A 19,423-nucleotide genomic window follows, 5' to 3' on the forward strand; every position below is an offset into this window, starting at 1 on the left:
ATTCCCGCATCATTGCGGAAATGGCCCTGCTTTTTTGTCCTATTTCTCGGGGATCAGGCCGCGCGGGTTGAACCGCAGGACCAGCAACAGCACCAGCCCCATGGTAAACAGCCGCATATGCGCCGCCGAATCCAGCATGTGGGTCTTCAACCAGTAGCCATCCGTCATCCCCGCAGTGATGATATCCATCAGCAACCTGCCCATCGGCTCGACCTGAACCCAGAGGAACCAGATCAGGAAGCCACCCAGAACAGCGCCAAAGTTATTGCCGGACCCGCCGACAATCACCATCACCCAGATCAGGAAGGTAAACCGCAGCGGCTGATACGCGCTCGGCGTCAGCTGGCTGTCCAGCGTGGTCATCATTGCGCCTGCGATGCCGCAAATGGCGCTGCCCAGAATGAACACCTGCAAGTGCCGCCGTTTGACATCCTTGCCCATCGCCTCCGCTGCAACCTCGTTATCGCGGATCGCGCGCAGCATGCGCCCCCACGGGCTGGCCAGCGATTTCTGTGCCATCCATAGCAGCACCAGCAGAACCGCCAGAAACAGCCCGGCATAGAGCAGCTTGACATAGAGCGTCGAGGCCATGACCGGATCCAGACCCAAACCCGCCGCACGCTCGACAAATCCGGAATCACCCTGAAGATCAATCTCGTAAGGCACCGGACGCGGGATGCCGATCACGTTTTTCACCCCGCGCGACAGCCAATCCTCATTCTTCATCACGGCGATGATGATCTCGGCAATGCCCAGCGTCGCAATCGCCAGATAGTCCGAACGCAGTCCCAGCGCCGTCTTGCCGATCAGCCATGCGGCCCCTGCCGCAAAAACGCCGCCCACCGGCCAGGCCAGCAATACCGGAAGGCCCAGCCCGCCAAGATACCCGGTCGCCGCCGGATCAATCGCCTCGATCGCCGCAACGCCGGGGTCCAGCACCGCGCGATAGATGAAAAATCCCACCACCAGCAGGGCAATCATGGCAACCGTCCGCGGCCAGCCTTTGGCCATCGCCCGATACAGCAGCACAGCGGCCGTAATGGTCGCCGCACCCATCACCATGGCCAGAACGACGCGCACGCCGCCGGCGGCAAACGCGCCTTCGGTCGGCGGCATCGACACCAGCACCGTCGCCAGCCCGCCCAGCGCGACAAAGCCCATGATCCCGATGTTGAACAGCCCCGCAAAGCCCCATTGCAGGTTAACGCCCAGCGCCATGATGGCGGAAATCAACCCCATATTCAGGATCAGAATGGCGGCATTCCAGCTTTGCAAAAATCCGGTCAGCAGGATCAGAACGCCGACAATGGCAAACAGGCTGACATTTTTGACCGTGGTGTTCATACCGACTGCCCCTTGAACAATCCCGTTGGCCTGAACAGCAGAACGATCAGCAAGATCACGAAGCTGACGGCAAACTTGTAATCCGTACTCAGCAACTGAACCAGACCATCCGGCGCCAGACTGTCAGGCAACAAATAGCCCAGCACCTTTTTCCACGCATAGGTAATCGTCACCTCCGAAAACGCGATCACAAACCCGCCCGCAATGGCGCCCAACGGATTGCCCAGGCCACCAACAATGGCACTGGCAAATATCGGCAACAAAAGTTGAAAATACGTGAACGGCTTAAAGGATTTATCCAGCCCGTACAGCACCCCCGCAGTCGTCGCCAGCGCCGCTACGATGATCCAGGTCAGCATCACCACCCGCTCCGGGTTCACCCCCGACAGCAACGCCAGATCCTCGTTATCGGAATAGGCGCGCATGGATTTGCCCGCGCGGGTGCGGTTCAAAAACCAAAACAGCAGCGCCACCACGACAACCGCCGTCACCAGCGTGATTGCCTGCGTCGATCTGATCGCCAGCCCCTCGTCCAGCCCGGTCATTTCCCTGAACGTGCGGGCCGAAATCAGGAACCGCTCGCCATCCAGAAACTGCTGATCGTCCGGCCCGATGATGAACCGCACGATGCCGTTCATGATGAACATCACGCCCATCGACACGATCACCAGGATCACCGGCTTCGCCTTTTTCTCGCGGTAAAAGCGATAAACCAGCCGATCCGTCGCCAACAATAGGCCGATACAGCCCAAAATGCCAATGGGCAGCGCCAACAGCGCCGTCGGAAGCGGCCCCAGGCTGACGCCAATCGACTGCAACCACCAGGTTGCCAGCACTGTCACCATCGCGCCAAAGGCCATCGTGTCACCATGGGCAAAGTTGGAGAAACGCAGGATGCCATATATCAGCGTGACCCCCAGCGCACCCAGCGCCAGCTGGCTGCCATAGGCGATGCCGGGGACCAGCACGTAATTCGCAACTGCGATGATTGCGTTGAGAAAATCCATCAGTCACTCTCTCCGCTGGTCAGCCAGTTATTCGCAATGAAATGCTGCATCGTCATCCCCCGAGGAAGCTTTTGCGCACGTCTTCGTCCGCCAACAGGTCTTTGCCAGTGCCCGAATAGGCGTTCGCCCCCTGCACCAGCACATACCCCTTGTCGGCAATCTCAAGCGCCTGACGCGCGTTCTGCTCGACCATCAGGATCGGAATGCCCGTGCGCGCCACGTCAATGATACGGTCAAACAGCTCGTCCATCACGATGGGGCTGACCCCCGCGGTCGGCTCGTCCAGCATCAGCACCTTGGGCTGCGTCATCAGCGCACGGCCCACGGCCACCTGCTGGCGCTGCCCGCCGGACAATTCGCCCGCGGCCTGATGGCGCTTGTCGCGCAGGATCGGGAACAGATCGTAAATCTGCTCCATCGTGCCGGAATAGTCATCCGTGCGGATGAAGGCGCCCATCTCCAAATTCTCCTCCACCGTCATGGAGGCGAATATGTTGTTCGTCTGCGGCACAAATCCCATGCCCTTGGCAACCCGGTCCTGCGGCGACAGGGCGGTGATATCCTCGCCGTTCAGTCGCACATTCCCGGCGCGCAGATCCAGCATTCCGAAAACCGCCTTCATCGCGGTCGATTTGCCTGCGCCATTCGGGCCGACGATCACCGCAATCTCGCCCTTATCCACCGAAATCGTGCAGTCATGCAGGATGTCGGGCCCCTTGCCGTACCCGCCTGTCATCGCCTCCCCAATCAGAAACGGCCCGCCCGGCGCCGCCGTTGCCGTGCCGCCACCGCGAACCGGCTCGGCGCTGCCGCCACCGCGCGGATTGGCGATGGACACGTCCTTGTTGCCCCGGTCGCCATAGGGATCGCTGCTCATATTTCTTCTTGCTCCAAATATCCCGGGGGAGCGTTGAATTTCCCCGGAAATTCAACGCAGGGGGCAGCGCCCCCAAGGCGGCGACAGCGGCGCGTCACGCCGTCACCTTGTCGCGGTTCTTCAGCCCGGTGCCCAGATATGCCTCGATCACTTGCTCATTGGCCTTGATCTCGGCCAGGCTGCCGGTGGCCAGAACACGGCCCTCGGCCATGCAGATAACCGGACCGCACAGGCGGCCGATGAAATCCATGTCATGCTCGATCACCACAAAGGTATAGCCACGCTCGGCGTTCAGGCGCAGGATGGCGTCGCCGATGACATTCAGCAGCGTGCGGTTCACGCCGGCCCCAACCTCGTCCAGAAACACGATGCGCGCATCGACCATCATGGTGCGGCCCAATTCCAGCAGCTTTTTCTGGCCGCCAGAAATCTGGCCCGCCTTTTGTTCGGACAGATGCTGAATGGTCAGAAACTCCAGCACCTCGTCGGCCTTGGCGCGCAGTGCGCGCTCCTCGTCCGCGATACGCTTGCGCCCGAACCAGGTGTTCCACAGCCGCTCGCCCGACTGGCCGCCCGGCACCATCATCAGGTTCTCGCGGCAGGTCATCGAGTGGAATTCGTGAGCGATCTGAAACGTGCGCAGGACGCCCTTGTGAAACAGCTCGTGCGGCGCAAGGCCGGTGATATCCTCGCCGCCCATGGTGACGCGGCCGGACGTTGGTGTGTGAACCCCTGCAATCACGTTGAACAGTGTCGTCTTGCCCGCGCCGTTGGGGCCGATCAAACCGGTGATCGCGCCCTCCTCGAAGGTCAGGCTGGCACCGTCCACGGCGTGAAATCCGCCGAAATGCCTGTGCAGATTGTCAACAGCGATCATCAACGTGCCTCTTGCCCCAGGGGCGCCGCGCGTGGCGGGGCCTTTTCAATCTGTGCCGCTTATAGAAAGCCCGGCTTGTTTCGCAACAGTGGCGTTACCCTCTGCCTGCGGTAAAGCGTCCAAAAGTGGCCCGGATGTGCATCCGAACCACAGTTTTGCTGCGAGTACCGGCCAATCAGCGGAAGCCGACCGTGACCATCTTGCCATCCTTCATTTCGATCTCGCGGTAGCTGCCGGCGGTTTCGCCGTTACCGATCAGCTCGACCGCAGCGGCGCCGACATAGTCGATTTCGCCGCCGTCCTTGAGGATCTGCAATGCCTTGCCCAGATCGCCGGGCAGGATTTCCTCGCCCGGCGCGTTGGCGATATCCATGATCTTGTCCTTGTAGACGGACGGATCGGTTGATCCGGCGGCCTGCATCGCCAACAGGATCATCGCGGCGGCATCATAGGATTCGGCGGAAAACGCGCTGGTTGAATCAAAACCGGCCTCTTTACTCATTTCGGTAAAGCGGTCCGCGCCTTCGCCGTCGGCGTTGGGATGCTGGCCAAAGGAGCCTTCGGTCGCGCTGGCGAAATTTTTCTCCAGCGTTTCGGACACCATGCCGTCGGGATACATGAAGGTATCGAACGCACCCGAATCCAGCGCCGCGTTGATGATCCCCGCTCCGCCCTGATCGATGTAACCGACCACGACCAGAACTTCGCCGCCGGCCGAGGCCAGCGCGCCGACTTCGGCGGAATAGTCCGCCTTGCCGTCTTCATGGGCCGAATTCAGCGTGACAGTGCCACCCGATTCGGTGAACGACGCCTCGAACGCGTCGGCCAGACCCTTGCCATAGTCGTTGTTGGTGTAGGTCACGGCGACTTCGCTGATGCCGCGCTCGTTCAGGATGTCGGCCATGACCTGACCCTGGCGGGCATCGGACGGCGACGTGCGGAAGAACAGGCCGTTATCCTCGACCGTGCTGAGCGCGGGGGACGTCGCCGAGGGCGAAATCATCACAACGCCGTTCGGAATGGCCGCGTTTTGCAGGACCGCGCCCGTCTCGCCCGAGCACATGCCGCCGATGATGCCGACAACCCCGTCTGACGTAATCAACCGCTCGGCCGAGGCGACGGCGAGGCTGGCATCGATGCAGCCGGTGTCACCCTCGACGGAGGCAACCGTCTGGCCGTCCATGAAGTTGCCCGACTCGTTGATTTGCGCGATCGCCAGTTTCGCACCAGCGGCCATATTCGGCGACAGCGATTCCAGCGGTCCGGTGAATCCCAGCAGGATTCCCAGCTTGACGTCTTCGGCGTGGGCGGCACCGGCCATCAGGGCGGTCGCGGCGGTGGCCATCATTAGTTTTTTCATTATCGTCTCCCATTCGTTGGAACATAGGTCCGATCCGGAGCGTAATCAGAGCGCAGGAAGAAGAAAAGCCTCTTCCACAGCGGCGCCGCTTATAGTCTTGTCGGCCAATATCGCCGCACATGGTGCAAAAACGCCCTGCCCGGAGATGTTCCGGACAGGGCGCGCGGCGTTCAGATGTGGACGCGATCAGCCCAGATCGGCTTCGGCCAGAATCTCCTCAAAGGCTTCTTTGGCCTTTCTTGGCATCTTGGCGTCCATGAAATCGTCCGGAACGGGGGCGTCGCCGACCTGAACGACCATGACCATACCCATACCGGTATGGGGCGTGCATTTGACGCCCAGAACGCCCTCGGCGGTCAGCTCGACGTCGATCTCTTCGTTGATCTTGCCCTTGAACGCCTCGTACCCTTCGGGCAGCATGCCTTTCATGCTTTCGGCATTGTGGCCCTTGTCGGTGGGCAGGAACTTGATGGTGTCACCCACTTCGGCAGATACAAAGCGCGGCTCGAAAACCATGACGCCGGCCTCGCCCTTGTTCAACATCTTGACCTCGTGCACCTCGGCCATGGCCAAGGCAGGGACAAGCGCCAGAACCGACGCGGCGATCATTGTCTTGAAAGTCATATAGTGTCCTTTTTCAGGTGGTATATCCGCCGCGATGCATCACGGCGGAGCCGTTTTTTCAAACGCCTGTACCGGGACCTAAGCGCGACTGGAGGAATTTCCATGCCCGCATGCCGGCACAAAGTGTCGCATCGCCAGAAATCAGGTATTCCAGGTGACTGCAACACCCGGCGCGACCTGCATCACTCGGCGGCCGCGTTTGCGCGCAGCACCTCAAGCGGTACGATATCCAACGCGCGCAGATGCGTGGCGTCCAGTCGGACCCTGGGCGCGCAGCCCTCGTCATGGGCCTGCGCGAACCGCGCGGCGCACAGGCACCAATGGTCGCCCGGCGCCAACCCGGCAAAGCCGAACTCGGGGCGCGGCGTGCTAAGATCATTGCCGACATATTTCGAGAACGCCAGAAATTCGGCGGTCATCTGCGCGCAAACGGTGTGGCTGCCGCGATCCTCGGCGCAGGTATTGCAATGCCCATCGCGGAAAAATCCGGTGACAGGATCGGTCTGGGAACAGGGCGCCAGCGGCCCGCCCAAAACGTTGACAGGATCGTCCTTTTGCATCTGCATCACCCCTTTGCTGCTGCCCGCCAGCCTAACACGCCCGGCGCGGTCGGCAAGCGGCGCCTAGCGAAACCGGTCTGCCAGCTTTTGCAGGGCGCTGCGGTTGTCCGGTGCCTCCGGCGTCTTTTCGGGCTGGGGGGCGCTGGCGGGTGGTTTGGCGTCCCCCGGCTTGCCGCCAGAGGACCGCGCAGGCGCCGTGCGCTGCGCCACCGCATTTTGAAAACGGCCCGCGTCGCCGTCAGCCAGATAGGGCGCGCCGTCGCTGATGCCGCGCAGCACGTCATCCAGCCAATCCCGATCCGCCTTGGCGAAATCGTTCAGCACATAGCCCGGCACCGCCTCCTTGCGGCCCGGATGGCCGACACCCATGCGCACCCGGCTGTAATGCGGGCCGATATGCTGGTGAATGGACCGCAGCCCGTTATGCCCCGCATGGCCACCGCCATCCTTTACCCGCAGCTTGCCGGGGGCGAGATCAATCTCGTCATGGAACACGGTGATGTCTGTCGGCTCCAGCTTGTAGAACCGCATCGCCTCGCCCACCGATTGCCCGCTGAGGTTCATGAATGTGCCGGGTTTGAGCAGCAGCACCTTGGCACCGCCCAGCTTGCCCTCGCAGGCGTGCCCCTGAAACCGCGCCTTCCATGGGCCAAAGCCGTGATCCGCCGCGATCCGGTCCAACGCCATGAACCCGATATTGTGCCGGTTGCCCGCATATTTCGCGCCGGGATTTCCCAGCCCTGCAAAGATCAGCATGGGATGCCTCGTCGATTGCCCTCTATCGGGTTTAGGCGGCGCCGCGCCCGGAAGCAATAGCAGCCCCCTGTCAGGCATATCCGTCTGGGCAAGACCCTGAAACGAAAAACGCGGCCCCCAAGGGCCGCGTTTCGGGAAATCAGCCTTGGCCGAAGATCACTCGTCCGTCGGGGGGACGTCCGCATCCTGCTCGATGGTCGGCACTTCGCCTGCATCGACATCGTCTTCGTCATCGCCATCCGATTTCAGCGCCGACGGTGCTGTCACGTTGCAAATCATGAAGTCACGGTCCTTGATCACCAGTTCCGCGCCCTCGGGCAGCTCGATATCCGAAATCGTGATCGTGTCACCCAGATTGACCAGCTTGCGCATGTCAACAATCAGCGCGTCGGGAATGTCGCCCGCCGTGACGATCAGCTCGACTTCGCCGCGAACGGTTGTCATGACACCGCCCTTGGTGATGGCCGGGCACTCGTCCTCGTGCTGGAAGTCGATGGGGATGAACAGGTTGATCTTGGTCGTCCGCTTGAGGCGCATCAGGTCCAGATGCGTCGGCAGATCCTTGACCACATCACGCTGAACATCGCGGCAGATGACGCGCACATCGTCGTGGCCGTCAACCTTGAGGTTGAACAGGGTCGACTTGAAACGGCCCTTCTTCAGCTTCTTGAGCAGCTCGTTGAACGGAATGTTGATCGGCAACGGGTCGTTGTCACCACCAAAAACGATACCCGGAACCATGCCAGCGCGGCGTGCGGCACGAGCGGCGCCCTTGCCTGTCCCCGTGCGTTCCTGGGCTTGAAGATCAGGAATTTCTCCAGCCATGTGTAATTCTCCATACATAAAGGCGGGGCTCCTCCAAGGCTGTAGCCCCGCGTGAAGTCGCCCGCTTAGTCGAATTCTGCCCAAAGGGGAAGAGCAAATATACCGCGCCTAGCCCCGGTCCAGCAACAGGCCCAGAGGGCGCCCGCCCAGCACATGCATGTGCAGATGCGGCACCTCCTGCAACGCGTGCGCGCCGGCATTGGCGATAATGCGGAATCCGCCATCGGTATCGGCGCCGCTCAGCTTCATCAGGCGGCAGACCTCGCCAATGGCGCGGTTGAAATCGACGATTTCAGCGTCGCTCGCTTCGGCGATGAAGTGATCATAGGTGACATACGCCCCCTTGGGGATGACCAGAACATGCACCGGCGCCTGCGCAGCAATATCATGAAAGGCAAGGCTATGCTCGGTTTCCAGCACGGTGCTGTTCGGGATCTCGCCGCGCAGGATCTTGGCAAAGATATTCTGGTCGTCATACTCAAAGCTCATCGTGTTTCCTCAATCTGCAAACAGGTGGTCGGTGTGCGCAATGCGTAATGCGGGATCATAGCCGATGCTCAGGAATTTAGAAATCGGCACGGCGTTCTCTTCGGGGCGCGCGCCTTGGCGCATGATGTAGTGATGCTCAAACTCGGCATCGCGGATCTTGTCGCTTTCATATGTCGTCTCGCCCCGGATGGTGGGCAACAGCCGTTCCAGCGTTTCCGGTGATGTCTGCTCTCCCGCCAGGCCAACGCGCCGCGCATGGCCGATAAGGTAGTCATCGGTGAAATCGCACTGGATCTCCAGCAGGCGCGTGGTGGATCTGTCACCGTAGAAATCCTGCAACAGATCCAGATTGCCGGGGTCCATGCAGACAATCATTCGGTCGGTATCGTGATAATCAAACAGCATCCGCATCAAGGCGCGGCGATGGCGCGTCCGCTTGCCCAGACTGGCCTGAATACCGCCCAGGTCGGGCAGATCGCCGCCCTCCTCATTGAACAGGTATTCAGCCGCCGGTAGATTCGTGACCTGCCGGATACTGTGCAGCAACCGCTTGGCAACGTGCCACTTCTTGCACACCAGTATCATCAGCTCGCGGTGGCGCCCCAGCGTGCTTTCTGTTTCCCAGAACCGGCGGGCAAAGCGGCGGCCGATCCGGCCCCGCCCGGTCAGAAACGTGAACAGATTGCGCCCCTCGTTCGAGATTTTGAACGTCGCGGCATCATTGGCATATAGCGCCGCCAGCCGCGCCTTCAGCTCGGTCGCCTCGGGGCTGATCTTGCGGGCGAACAGAAAATCCTGCCCCAAAAGCAGATCGTAATGATCATTGTAGAAGGTCTGCGGCATCCCGTAATCGGTAAACATCAAAAACGTCAGCGTCCGCGTCTCAATTTCCGTGCCGGGAACGATATGGCGCACAAGCGTCTGAAAAAACGTCTCATCCGGAATCCAGGTGGTGCGGAAAAAGCGGACAACATCCGGCCGTTCGCGCACAAAATCAAGGATCCACTCCACCGTGCGGCGCCGCAAACACCACCACTGGCTGCCGATCTGCACCTGAATATCATGCGGAATTTCCCGGCTCAGCCCCAGACGCTTTTGCAGGTTCAGCGCGGCATCAAACACCCGCTTGTGTTTGCGTTCGTTGACAAAGTGGCGATAAATCAGCCGCTCTTCCTTCATGCCGGTCTTGATCCAGTCGCTTTCGAAATAATCATAGCTTTCGATGTAGTCGACGTCGCGCGCATCCAGAAACTCATGCGCATAACGGGCCGATTTGATCGCCGCGCAGTCGCCGGACAGCATGTAGAAATGTGTGGCGCGCGGAAATGCCTGAACAGCGGCCTCAACCGCCAACAGCGTCGCCTGCACCAGCGTCCATTCGCCCCAGCCACATCTGACACGCCTGCGCGCAAAGCAGACATTCGGGTTATCCGCCAGCGCCGCCTTTATCTGCGCAAACTGGGACGCATCGGCGCGCCCGTCAAAATGGATGGAAATGCAATCGCCCACAGCTGTCAGCATTTCAGCCTGAGCAATGACGGCCTCGGGGTCCTTGTGACACAAAAGAATGTAGGCAATTTTCGCCATATGGGAAACAGACTACCCCTTGCTCTGCCGATTGTTTGCAATGATAATCTTGATCAAACACCGATTAAACCGCAATATGCGCGTTTTACCACAGCGGTAGCTAATAAGTCCTGAACAGGACATGGCAGGTTGGGCAAGGGCGGCGATCATGGGGTTTCCCGGCACATGGATGACACAAAGCGAAAGCGTGGTGTACCGCGTGGTGCCCAAATGCGCCTGCTCCACCATTGGCCAGATCATGTACTACTCCGACCATGGCAGCTTTTACGACGGCGATATCCATGACGCCAAACAGGGCCTGCATAAATGGGCGATGGATGACAGCCAGCCGCTGATCTCGGCCAATGTGCGCACACATACCTCCTATGCGTTCACCTGCGTTCGCAACCCGTACACCCGCATTCTCAGCAGCTTTTTCGACAAGATCTGCGGCATCCAGCGCAACGGCAAACGCTACCGCGGCAAACTCGTGCCGCTGCTGGTGCAGAAATACGGGATCGAGGTGGGCGGCGACGACGGCAAGCAGGAGTTTGACCAGATCGCCAGCTTCCGCCGGTTTTTGCTGTTCGCGCGCGACACCATCCGCTGGCGCCGCCCGATGGAGCCGGACATCCACTGGTCGGCCATGTCGGGCCATATCGGCACCTATATCGCCAATGGCGGCACCTATGACCGCATCTTCTGGACCGAAACGTTCAATGACGGAATGCAGGACGTTCTGGACGCGATTCAGACGCCGTATCAGGTGGATCTGGCCGCCATTCCCCGCTTCAACGAAAGCGAAGGGCACGGCCCCAAGCGCGCCCACCCGGTTGCGGACTATTTCGACGATCTGTCAATGCACCTGATGTACGAAATCTACAAACGCGACTTCGAGCTGTTCAAATACGATTTCGAAGACCCATCGAACAAAATGCCCATCGGCGAGATTGACCTGAACGAGGTGCACGCAAAGCTGGGCGAATAATTCCAGCCGCGCGCCCGTTTCAGGCGATGGATTTGGGTATTTTCACCAAGAAAAGCCTTAATGCGTCTCCCAAAGACCCTGCGGTTTCTTTTTTACGCGCTTTAACTACTTCTTCACCTGCACCTGCCATACTCAGCCGTGCGGTACAGGCTGGGGAGCCGATGACCGCCCAAGGAAAAGCCGCGCCCCGGCATCCGGTTTGCATCGCGAACGCTGCGACCGACGCCGGACACCGGGGTGCGCACCTTGGGTTTTTTCTTGGTGAAAATACCCAAATCCACCGGCTGCACCGCGCGCTAAAGCTTGGAATTGCGCGCGGCGCTGCGATCAGATCAGGCCTTCGGCGGCGAACAGCGCCTTGACGTCCGCCTCAGGCCGTGCACCATAATGCGAGATGACTTCGGCTGCGGCAATGCAGCCCATGCGCCCGGCGACAGCCAGCGATTTTCCGGTGGTCAGGCCATACAGGAAACCTGCGGCGAATTGATCGCCCGCGCCGGTGGTGTCGACAGGGGAGATGCGCGCGACCGGCACATCGACGCGCCTGTCACCGCGCATGATGATCACGTCCGCGCCCGACCGTGTGCAGACCACAAGCCCCGTCTTGGCGGCGGCCTGCGCCAGCGCGCTGTCCAGATCCTCGGTTTCGTATAGCGAGGACCATTCGTGTTCGTTTCCGATCACGTAATCCAGCCCCCGGATCAGGCTGCGAAAATCGCTGCGATGCCGGTCGACGCAAAAGGGATCACTCAGCGAAATGCCGGCCATGCCGCCCGCGTTGCGGCATGCCTCGGCCGCCGCCGCCAAGGCCGCCTTGCCCTTGGGTTTGTCGAACAGATACCCCTCCAGCAGCAGCAGATCCGCGCCCACCACGATCGCATCCGGCACGTCGGCTGCGCCCAGTTCGGTCGAGATGCCCAGGTAGGTGTTCATTGACCGCTCGCCATCTGGCGAGACGAAAATCATGCAGCGCGAGGTCGGCAGTTCGCCTTGCGCGACCGGCGTATTGACAAAATCGGTGCCGACGCGCGCCAGATCGTCCGCATAGGCGCGGCCCAGTTCGTCATCGCGCACGCGGCCGATGAATCCGGTGCTCAGCCCCAGCGCGCCAAGCCCGGCCATGGTGTTGGCGACCGATCCGCCCGCCATCTGAACGCGGTTGTCCATCGCTGCATACAGGGCCTCGCCCCGCTCGGCGTCGATCAGTTGCATGACACCCTTGTCGATGCCCATCTGCGCCAGAAACGCATCGTCGCTGCGGCAAATCACGTCCACCACGGCATTCCCGATGCCGACGGCCTGATAGTTTTTCATGGTGTCTTGTCCTCATAGGGGCACAGGTCGCGGATCAGGCATGTGGGGCACATGGGCTTGCGCGCCTTGCAGTGGTAGCGGCCATGCAGGATCAGCCAGTGATGCGCATGGTGTTGAAAATCTGCCGGGATATGATCCTCCAGCGCGCGCTCGACCGCGACGACATCCTTGCCGGGGCAGATGCCGGTGCGGTTGCCGACGCGGAATATATGCGTATCGACGGCCTGCGCGGGCATGTTCCACCACATGTTCAGCACCACATTTGCCGTCTTGCGCCCCACCCCCGGCAGCGATTGCAGCGCGGCGCGGGAATTGGGCACTTCGCCGTCATATTCATCGACCAGGATCTGGCTCAGCTTGATGACGTTTTTTGCCTTTTGCCGGTAGAGGCCGATGGATTTTATATGATCGGTCACGCCCTCCAGCCCAAGATCCAGCATTTTCTGCGGGGTATCGGCAATACGGAACAGATCATGCGTGGCGCGGTTCACGCCCGCATCGGTGGCCTGCGCGCTCAGCGCGACAGCCACGACCAGCGTATAGGCGTTGGTGTGGTGCAGCTCGCCCTCGGGGTGCGGCTGCGCCTCTTGAAACCGCTCGAAAATGGCGCGGATCGTGTGATAGTCGAGTTGCTTGCTCATAGGTGCAACCCTATGGCCGGATTTGCGCCATTGCGCAACATTCGGGTCGCGGCGGTGGCCGTGCGTGCCTAAATTGACCCCATCATCAGGGAGCCCGCCAAATGCCGTCACAGCAAAGCTATCATTTCGATGTCATGCGCCGCGCCATCGCGGTGATCGACGCGGGCGGCCCGGCCATGACGCTGGAGCAGATCGCCGCGCAGATGGGGATGAGCGCGGCACATTTTCAGCGTATTTTCTCGGCTTGGGTCGGGGTTTCGCCAAAACGCTACCAGCAATATCTGACGCTTGGCCATGCCAAGGCGCTGCTGGACGATCGCTGCACTATGCTGGAAGTGGCAAATGAGGCAGGATTGTCCGGCACCGGGCGGCTGCACGATCTGTTCGTGCGGTGGGAGGCGATGAGCCCCGGCGATTTTGCCCGCAAGGGGGACGGGCTGGCCGTGCATTGGGGTTGGTTCGACAGCCCCTTTGGCCCCGCGCTGGTGATGGGCACGGCCAAGGGGATCTGCGGCATCGGCTTTGCCGCTGAACCGGGCGATCCGGCGGTCATGGCCGACCTCACCGCCCGCTGGCCCAAGGCCACATTCATCGAGGCGCCCGAGCGTTTGCGCCCGTGGGTAGAGGCCGCTTTGGGCGCGCGCGGTCAGACTCCGCTGCACCTGATAGGCGCGCCCTTCCAGATCAAGGTGTGGGAGGCGCTGCTGGCCGTGCCGCCCGGCCATGTCACCACCTACAGCCAGATTGCCGGCGCCATCGGCCATCCAAAGGCGGTGCGCGCCGTTGGCACTGCGGTGGGGCGCAACCCGATTGGCCTGCTGATCCCCTGCCACCGCGCGCTGCGCAAATCGGGCGCACTGGGCGGGTATCATTGGGGCCTGCCGGTCAAGCGCGCGATGCTGGCCTATGAGAGCGCCCGCGCCGACGCCTGATGCAAAAGGACGCATGACACATAAAATTGCGCGGATACCTGCCGATTTGCGCGCTTTTCCGTGTTGGGCATCGCCGCGCCTGCGCCTATAGTGCGCCCATAATCACGGCCACGTCCGGGGCAGTCCGGACACCCAACTCCGAACAAAACACGAGGCGACCCAACCATGATCCGAGCAAGAACACCCATCCTGATCGCGGCCGGCGCCGCGCTGGCCTTTACCGCGGCCTGCGACGGGCCGCAGAACCTGCAAGGTATGGGCGGCACCAACCGCACGCAGCAGGGCGCGCTGATCGGCGGTCTTGCCGGGGCGCTGACTGGCGCAGCGGCCAGCGACAAGAAGGGCAAGGGCGCGCTGATCGGCGGCGCCATCGGTGCCATCGGCGGCGCCGCAATCGGCAACGCGCTGGACAAGCAGGAGGCCGAGCTGCGCCGCGATCTGGACAATGACCGCGTGCAGATCAACAATACCGGCGACCGTCTGATCGTAACGCTGCCGCAGGATATCCTGTTTGCCGTCGACAGCTCGACCGTCAATCGCGGCCTGCGCAATGATCTGCTGACGGTGGCCGACAGCCTGCAAAACTATCCTGCCAGCTCGGTTCAGGTGGTGGGTCATACGGACAACACCGGCGCCGCCGCCTATAACCAGAAACTGTCCGAGCGGCGCGCGAATGCGGTGGCCGATGTGCTGATGGATGGCGGCGTTGCGTTCAACCGCATCAATGCCTTTGGCCGCGGCGAGGATCAGCCCGTCGCATCCAACCTGACCGCCGAGGGCAAGGCGCAGAACCGCCGCGTCGAAATCGTGATCCTGCCCAACGCGCGCACGTAATCCGCGCCCCGCGCAAGCAGATGAAAAAGCCCCGGCACCTGTCCGGGGCTTTTTTCTGCGCGCCTCATCCGCGCCCGCTTTCTTGACCATTGCCGCCCACCGCGCTACCGCAATGCCCATCAGCGCATCATCCCGAAAAGGACAGCCCACATGAGCAACCCTTCGCTTCTTATTCTGCCCGGTGACGGGATCGGCCCCGAAGTCATGGCCGAAGTGACCAAGGTCATCGACTGGTACGGCGCCAAGCGCGACCTGCCATTTGACGTGACCACCGATCTGGTCGGCGGCTGCGCCTATGACGAGCACGGCACGCCCCTGCATGATGACACGATGGCAAAGGCGCAAGAGGTGGACGCGGTCCTGCTGGGCGCCGTGGGCGGCCCGAAATACGACGATCTGGAATTCTGCGACAAGCCCGAGCGCGGCCTCTTGCGCCTGCGCAAGGAAATGGACCTGTTCGCCAACCTGCGCCCCGCGCAATGCTTTGACGCACTGGCGGATTTTTCCTCGCTGAAAAAGGAGGTCGTCGCGGGCCTTGATATCATGATCGTGCGCGAGCTGACCTCGGGCATCTATTTCGGCGAGCCGCGCGGCATTTTCGAGGAAAACGGCGAGCGTGTGGGCATCAATACCCAGCGTTACACCACGTCCGAAATCGACCGTGTCGCGCGCGCCGCGTTCGAGCTGGCCCGCCGCCGTTCGGGCAAGGTCTGCTCGATGGAGAAGGCCAACGTGATGGAATCGGGCATCCTGTGGCGCGAGGTCGTCACAGCCGTTCACGCCGAAAGCTATGCCGATGTGCAGCTGTCGCATATGTATGCCGATGCGGGCGCAATGCAGCTGTGCCGCAACCCCAAACAGTTCGATGTGATCGTCACCGACAACCTGTTCGGTGATCTGCTGTCGGATGCCGCCGCGATGCTGACCGGCAGCCTGGGGATGCTGCCCTCTGCCAGCCTTGGCGCGCCGATGGCCAATGGCCGGCCCAAGGCGCTGTACGAGCCGGTGCATGGCTCGGCCCCCGATATCGCCGGTCAGGGCAAGGCGAACCCGATTGCCTGCATCCTCAGCTTTGCCATGGCGCTGCGCTATTCCTTCGATCAGGGGGACGAGGCGACGCGGCTGGAAAATGCGGTGCAAACCGTGCTGGCGGATGGCGCCCGCACCCCCGATCTGATGGGCCCCGATGGCGGCACCCCGCTGACCACCACGCAGATGGGCGATGCAATCATCGCTGCCCTGGACGCCAGCCTTTAAGTCGGCGCGCGGCGCCCGTATTCACCACGGGCGCCGCATTTGAGGGATTGCAAACGCCGCGCCCCTCGTCTATCGGTCGCGCCAAGGTCGGGCTGTAGCGCAGCCTGGTAGCGCACCTGCTTCGGGAGCAGGGGGTCGGAGGTTCGAATCCTCTCAGCCCGACCAGTTTTTCCAGAACAGTCTATTTCGTCACACCGGCCCAGGGCTTTGCCCTTGGCCTCCGCCTGCGCTGCGTCAGGCGCTGGTACGGTATCGCAAGACATCCCGGATCGCGTCGTGCAGCGCGGATTCGGCAAAAGGTTTGCTCAATATCATGCATTTGCCCAGCGCGGCGGCAGACGGCACATCCACGCCGCCGGTTGCAAAGATCACCGGCAGGTTGGCATCCAGCGCCCGCGCGTCCTGTGCCAGATCTTCGCCCGTGCGGTCCGGCAGGCCGACATCGGTGATCAGAATATCCACCGGATCGCTATTGAGCAGGTCCAGCGCCGCGCCCGCGCTGCCAGCCTCCAGAACCGCGCAGCCGGCTTCGCGCAAACCTTCGGCCAGATCGGTGCGGATCAGGATGTCATCCTCGCAAACCAGAACGCGCAGGCCGTCAAATAGGGGCGCATCTGCCGAAACCGCGTCTGCGGGGCGCGCCGCCGGGGCGGGCGTCACGGGCGGGGCCGACATTCCGGTGCCGCCCAGAACTTCGCGTATTTTCTGCGCCAGCTCCAGCTGGGTGTAGGGTTTTCCGATCAGCTGCACGCCCGCATCCAGCCGGCCGTCATGCACGATGGAATCCTGTACAAAACCGGAGGTGAACAGCACCGGCACATCGGGGCGCAACAGTCGCAGCCGCTCGGCCAGCAAGTGGCTGGTGGTCGATCCGGGCATGACCACATCGGTAAACAAAAGGTCGATATGCTGGCCCGCTTCCAGAATGTCCAACGCGTGATCGGCGTCCGGCGCCTGCACCACGGTATATCCCAGATCCGCCAGCATGTTGACGGCGGTTTCGCGCACGTCCTCGTCATCCTCGACCAGCAATATCGTCTCGGACCCGCCGGACAGGCCGGCGGCTTGGGGAGTGCGCACCGTCTGCGCGGCCTCGTGCGAGCGGGGCAGATAGATGTTCATCGTGGTGCCAACACCAATCTGGCTGTCCAGCGTGACATGACCGCCCGACTGCTTGGCAAAGCCGTAGACCATCGACAGGCCCAGACCGGTGCCGTGGCCGTCTTCCTTGGTCGTGAAAAACGGCTCGAAGATCCGCTCGACGGTTTCGGGCGACATGCCGCAGCCGGTATCGGTCACCGCCAGCCTGACATATTGCCCAACCTCCGCGTCGGGATGGGCCTGCGCAAAAGCGGGGTCCAGCTCGGCGTTGCTCAGTGCGACGGTCAGCTTGCCCTGCCCGTCCATCGCATCGCGCGCGTTGATCGCAAGGTTGAGCAGGGCGTTTTCCATGCTGTGCGGGTCAACACTTGTGGTCCACAGATCCTCGTCAAAATGCGTCTCCAGCTCGATCCCCTCGCCTATGGCGCTGAGCAGGATATCGGACGCCACGCCGAGAAGGCGGCTGAGGTCGGTGACGACGGGCGCAAGCGGCTGCTTGCGCGCAAAGGACAAAAGCTGTGAAGCCAGCGTTGCGCCGCGTTTGACGCTGCGCATCGCCTGATCCAGTTGCGCACGGCCGGGCGCCTCGTCTGGCATGCCGCGCGTCGCAAGCTGCAAATTGCCCATGATAACCTGAAGCAGGTTGTTGAAATCATGCGCAATGCCGCCCGCGAGGCTGCCAACTGCCTCCAGCTTCTGGCTTTGCCGCAAGGCTGCGTTCAGCTCCTCCAGCTCGCGGTTGCGCTTGGCCACGCGTGCCTCCAGCGTCGCGTTCAGCTTGGCAATCTCGGCCTCGGTATTCTTGCGGTCCTCGATATCGGTGTTGGTTCCGACCCAGCCGGTCACCGCGCCGCCGGGGTCGCGCAGGGGCAAGGCGCGCACGATATGCCAGCGATATGTGCCGTCATGTTTGCGAATGCGGAATTCGGCCTCATAGGCCTGGCCCTGCTCCAGCGCGGCGGCCCACTGGCCGGCTGCTGCGTCCAGGTCATCGGGATGCAGCACGCGTATCCACTGCGCGCCGTACAGATCACCCCGTTTGTAACCGGTGAAGTCATACAGCCGCTCGTTCAGCCAATCCAGCCCACCGTTTTTGGCCGCTGTCCAGACATGCACCGGCATCGTTTGTGCCATTGTGCGAAACTTTTCCCGCGCCGCCGTCAGCTTGGCTTCGGCGATTTTCTGGCCGGTGACATCATGCCCCTGCACGAATATTCCCGACGTCGCGCCGGAGGCATCCTTCAGCGGGTGAAATATGAAATCGACAAATCGCTTCTCTGGCGGCCTGTCCGGCGCCGGCTGAATTTCTGCGGGCATTGCCCGGACGGACACCGGCTCGCCCGATTGGAAGACCTGATCCAGCAGCTCGAAAAAACCCTGCCCCTGAATGTCGGGCAATGCCTCGCGGACCGGCAGGCCGATGATGTCCTTGCGACCGATGAGGTCGGTATAGGACTGGTTCACGATCCGAAACACATGTTCCGGCCCCTGAACAATCGCCATGAAACTGGGCGCCTGATCGAACGTGGACTGGAAAAACTCCGCCATTTCCCCCAGCGCCAGATTTTCCGTTGTCACAGCCTCGGCGCGATGCAGCAGCTCGGCCTGGCGGGAAATACCGTCAAAATTCGCCACCTGTTCGCCGCGATACAGATCGGTCACATCGGCGGTGTTTTGCAAAATGTACTCGACCCGGCCTTCTGCGTCCGAAATGGGGGTGTGCGTCACGCTCCAGTATCGCGCGGTCAGGGGACCGTTTGCCGTTTTGATCGGATAGGGGATCAGGGCCAGATGATCGGCCTGCCCGGTTGTCAGCACGCGGCGCAGCGATGCGCGCAGCATCTGATCCGATACAGACTCCGCAGGCGCCGGAAACGCCTCGGTCAGCAGGCGGCCGATGATGTCATCGCGGCTGCGATCCGTCACATCGAGATAAGCGTCATTGGCCCAGATTATTCGCAAATCCGGATCAAGAAGCATGTAAGGTGTCGGCGCCTTTTCAAAAAGCGCGTCCAGATCAATCTGCATGGCCGGGTCCACAGCTTTTGTTTACTGCGTAGCGGCACACCCG

General features: G+C 61.7%; 18 protein-coding genes and 1 tRNA gene. 5 read left to right on the forward strand and 14 right to left on the reverse strand.

Annotated elements, in window-relative coordinates:
• Window positions 1-39: 39 nt before the first annotated feature.
• From DQ230_RS05400 to DQ230_RS05450, 11 genes are all read right to left on the reverse strand, one after another.
• Window positions 40-1,344, reverse strand: coding sequence for a branched-chain amino acid ABC transporter permease (locus DQ230_RS05400; RefSeq protein ID WP_113911469.1), 1,305 nt, complete (start codon window positions 1,342-1,344; stop codon window positions 40-42).
• Window positions 1,341-2,351, reverse strand: a complete 1,011-nt coding sequence (locus DQ230_RS05405) for a branched-chain amino acid ABC transporter permease (protein WP_113911470.1) — start codon at window positions 2,349-2,351, stop codon at window positions 1,341-1,343. Before DQ230_RS05405 ends, DQ230_RS05400 begins: the two co-directional genes overlap by 4 nt.
• A gap of 52 nt (window positions 2,352-2,403) precedes the next feature.
• Entirely contained in the window at window positions 2,404-3,228 is an 825-nt protein-coding gene (locus DQ230_RS05410) for an ABC transporter ATP-binding protein (protein ID WP_113911471.1), read from the reverse strand.
• Window positions 3,229-3,322: 94 nt separating this feature from the next.
• The gene (locus DQ230_RS05415; protein ID WP_113911472.1) at window positions 3,323-4,105 is read right to left on the reverse strand and encodes an ABC transporter ATP-binding protein; all 783 of its coding nucleotides are present in this window, start codon (window positions 4,103-4,105) and stop codon (window positions 3,323-3,325) included.
• 175 nt (window positions 4,106-4,280) lie between these two features.
• Window positions 4,281-5,465, reverse strand: a complete 1,185-nt coding sequence (locus DQ230_RS05420) for an ABC transporter substrate-binding protein (protein ID WP_113911473.1) — start codon at window positions 5,463-5,465, stop codon at window positions 4,281-4,283.
• A 186-nt stretch (window positions 5,466-5,651) separates the two neighbouring features.
• Window positions 5,652-6,089, reverse strand: a complete 438-nt coding sequence (locus tag DQ230_RS05425) for a pseudoazurin (RefSeq protein ID WP_203228003.1) — start codon at window positions 6,087-6,089, stop codon at window positions 5,652-5,654.
• A gap of 182 nt (window positions 6,090-6,271) precedes the next feature.
• Window positions 6,272-6,649, reverse strand: coding sequence for a DUF2237 family protein (locus DQ230_RS05430; protein ID WP_113911474.1), 378 nt, complete (start codon window positions 6,647-6,649; stop codon window positions 6,272-6,274).
• 63 nt (window positions 6,650-6,712) lie between these two features.
• The gene (gene pth / locus DQ230_RS05435; RefSeq protein WP_113911475.1) at window positions 6,713-7,405 is read right to left on the reverse strand and encodes an aminoacyl-tRNA hydrolase; all 693 of its coding nucleotides are present in this window, start codon (window positions 7,403-7,405) and stop codon (window positions 6,713-6,715) included.
• A 156-nt stretch (window positions 7,406-7,561) separates the two neighbouring features.
• On the reverse strand, window positions 7,562-8,230 hold the full coding sequence (locus tag DQ230_RS05440) for a 50S ribosomal protein L25/general stress protein Ctc (RefSeq protein WP_113911476.1): 669 nt from the start codon (window positions 8,228-8,230) through the stop codon (window positions 7,562-7,564).
• Between the two features lie 108 nt (window positions 8,231-8,338).
• Complete coding sequence (locus DQ230_RS05445; RefSeq protein WP_113911477.1) at window positions 8,339-8,719, reverse strand: HIT domain-containing protein; 381 nt, start codon at window positions 8,717-8,719, stop codon at window positions 8,339-8,341.
• A gap of 9 nt (window positions 8,720-8,728) precedes the next feature.
• Window positions 8,729-10,306, reverse strand: a complete 1,578-nt coding sequence (locus DQ230_RS05450; RefSeq protein WP_113911478.1) for a DUF5928 domain-containing protein — start codon at window positions 10,304-10,306, stop codon at window positions 8,729-8,731.
• 148 nt (window positions 10,307-10,454) lie between these two features.
• On the opposite strand from DQ230_RS05450, the gene DQ230_RS05455 reads away from it, so the two are divergent.
• Window positions 10,455-11,273 (forward strand): sulfotransferase family protein, encoded by an 819-nt coding sequence (locus DQ230_RS05455; protein WP_113911479.1) that lies wholly within the window; start codon window positions 10,455-10,457, stop codon window positions 11,271-11,273.
• A 327-nt stretch (window positions 11,274-11,600) separates the two neighbouring features.
• Here the strand turns inward: DQ230_RS05455 and DQ230_RS05460 are convergent, their stop codons facing one another.
• Entirely contained in the window at window positions 11,601-12,587 is a 987-nt protein-coding gene (locus DQ230_RS05460) for an adenosine kinase (RefSeq protein WP_113911480.1), read from the reverse strand.
• Entirely contained in the window at window positions 12,584-13,228 is a 645-nt protein-coding gene (nth, locus tag DQ230_RS05465; RefSeq protein WP_113911481.1) for an endonuclease III, read from the reverse strand. Before nth ends, DQ230_RS05460 begins: the two co-directional genes overlap by 4 nt.
• 101 nt (window positions 13,229-13,329) lie before the next feature.
• Here nth and DQ230_RS05470 point away from each other — a divergent pair, with 101 nt between their 5' ends.
• The 4 genes from DQ230_RS05470 (at window position 13,330) to DQ230_RS05485 (ending at window position 16,416) form a co-directional block, all read left to right on the forward strand.
• Window positions 13,330-14,160, forward strand: a complete 831-nt coding sequence (locus tag DQ230_RS05470; RefSeq protein ID WP_113911482.1) for a methylated-DNA--[protein]-cysteine S-methyltransferase — start codon at window positions 13,330-13,332, stop codon at window positions 14,158-14,160.
• 165 nt (window positions 14,161-14,325) lie between these two features.
• Window positions 14,326-14,994: a YiaD family glycine zipper/OmpA-like lipoprotein gene (locus DQ230_RS05475; RefSeq protein ID WP_113911483.1), complete on the forward strand. Its 669-nt coding sequence runs from the start codon at window positions 14,326-14,328 to the stop codon at window positions 14,992-14,994.
• A gap of 150 nt (window positions 14,995-15,144) precedes the next feature.
• The gene (gene leuB, locus DQ230_RS05480) at window positions 15,145-16,251 is read left to right on the forward strand and encodes a 3-isopropylmalate dehydrogenase (protein WP_113911484.1); all 1,107 of its coding nucleotides are present in this window, start codon (window positions 15,145-15,147) and stop codon (window positions 16,249-16,251) included.
• A gap of 88 nt (window positions 16,252-16,339) precedes the next feature.
• A tRNA-Pro gene (locus tag DQ230_RS05485) sits at window positions 16,340-16,416 on the forward strand.
• A gap of 69 nt (window positions 16,417-16,485) precedes the next feature.
• Here the strand turns inward: DQ230_RS05485 and DQ230_RS05490 are convergent.
• Window positions 16,486-19,380: a PAS domain-containing protein gene (locus tag DQ230_RS05490; protein ID WP_113911485.1), complete on the reverse strand. Its 2,895-nt coding sequence runs from the start codon at window positions 19,378-19,380 to the stop codon at window positions 16,486-16,488.
• Window positions 19,381-19,423 lie beyond the last annotated feature (43 nt).

The sequence above is a fragment of the Roseovarius dicentrarchi genome (genome assembly GCF_003316635.1).
Lineage (GTDB): Bacteria > Pseudomonadota > Alphaproteobacteria > Rhodobacterales > Rhodobacteraceae > Roseovarius > Roseovarius dicentrarchi.

Bases quoted from the DNA above. Each gene is read 5' to 3' on its own strand.
- DQ230_RS05400 (WP_113911469.1), bottom strand. From the start codon at position 1,344: ATGAACACCACGGTCAAAAATGTCAGCCTGTTTGCCATTGTCGGCGTT.
- DQ230_RS05405 (WP_113911470.1), bottom strand. From the start codon at position 2,351: ATGGATTTTCTCAACGCAATCATCGCAGTTGCGAATTACGTGCTGGTC.
- DQ230_RS05410 (WP_113911471.1), bottom strand. From the start codon at position 3,228: ATGAGCAGCGATCCCTATGGCGACCGGGGCAACAAGGACGTGTCCATC.
- DQ230_RS05415 (WP_113911472.1), bottom strand. From the start codon at position 4,105: ATGATCGCTGTTGACAATCTGCACAGGCATTTCGGCGGATTTCACGCC.
- DQ230_RS05420 (WP_113911473.1), bottom strand. From the start codon at position 5,465: ATGAAAAAACTAATGATGGCCACCGCCGCGACCGCCCTGATGGCCGGT.
- DQ230_RS05425 (WP_203228003.1), bottom strand. From the start codon at position 6,089: ATGACTTTCAAGACAATGATCGCCGCGTCGGTTCTGGCGCTTGTCCCT.
- DQ230_RS05430 (WP_113911474.1), bottom strand. From the start codon at position 6,649: ATGCAAAAGGACGATCCTGTCAACGTTTTGGGCGGGCCGCTGGCGCCC.
- pth (WP_113911475.1), bottom strand. From the start codon at position 7,405: ATGCTGATCTTTGCAGGGCTGGGAAATCCCGGCGCGAAATATGCGGGC.
- DQ230_RS05440 (WP_113911476.1), bottom strand. From the start codon at position 8,230: ATGGCTGGAGAAATTCCTGATCTTCAAGCCCAGGAACGCACGGGGACA.
- DQ230_RS05445 (WP_113911477.1), bottom strand. From the start codon at position 8,719: ATGAGCTTTGAGTATGACGACCAGAATATCTTTGCCAAGATCCTGCGC.
- DQ230_RS05450 (WP_113911478.1), bottom strand. From the start codon at position 10,306: ATGGCGAAAATTGCCTACATTCTTTTGTGTCACAAGGACCCCGAGGCC.
- DQ230_RS05455 (WP_113911479.1), top strand. From the start codon at position 10,455: ATGGGGTTTCCCGGCACATGGATGACACAAAGCGAAAGCGTGGTGTAC.
- DQ230_RS05460 (WP_113911480.1), bottom strand. From the start codon at position 12,587: ATGAAAAACTATCAGGCCGTCGGCATCGGGAATGCCGTGGTGGACGTG.
- nth (WP_113911481.1), bottom strand. From the start codon at position 13,228: ATGAGCAAGCAACTCGACTATCACACGATCCGCGCCATTTTCGAGCGG.
- DQ230_RS05470 (WP_113911482.1), top strand. From the start codon at position 13,330: ATGCCGTCACAGCAAAGCTATCATTTCGATGTCATGCGCCGCGCCATC.
- DQ230_RS05475 (WP_113911483.1), top strand. From the start codon at position 14,326: ATGATCCGAGCAAGAACACCCATCCTGATCGCGGCCGGCGCCGCGCTG.
- leuB (WP_113911484.1), top strand. From the start codon at position 15,145: ATGAGCAACCCTTCGCTTCTTATTCTGCCCGGTGACGGGATCGGCCCC.
- DQ230_RS05490 (WP_113911485.1), bottom strand. From the start codon at position 19,380: ATGCAGATTGATCTGGACGCGCTTTTTGAAAAGGCGCCGACACCTTAC.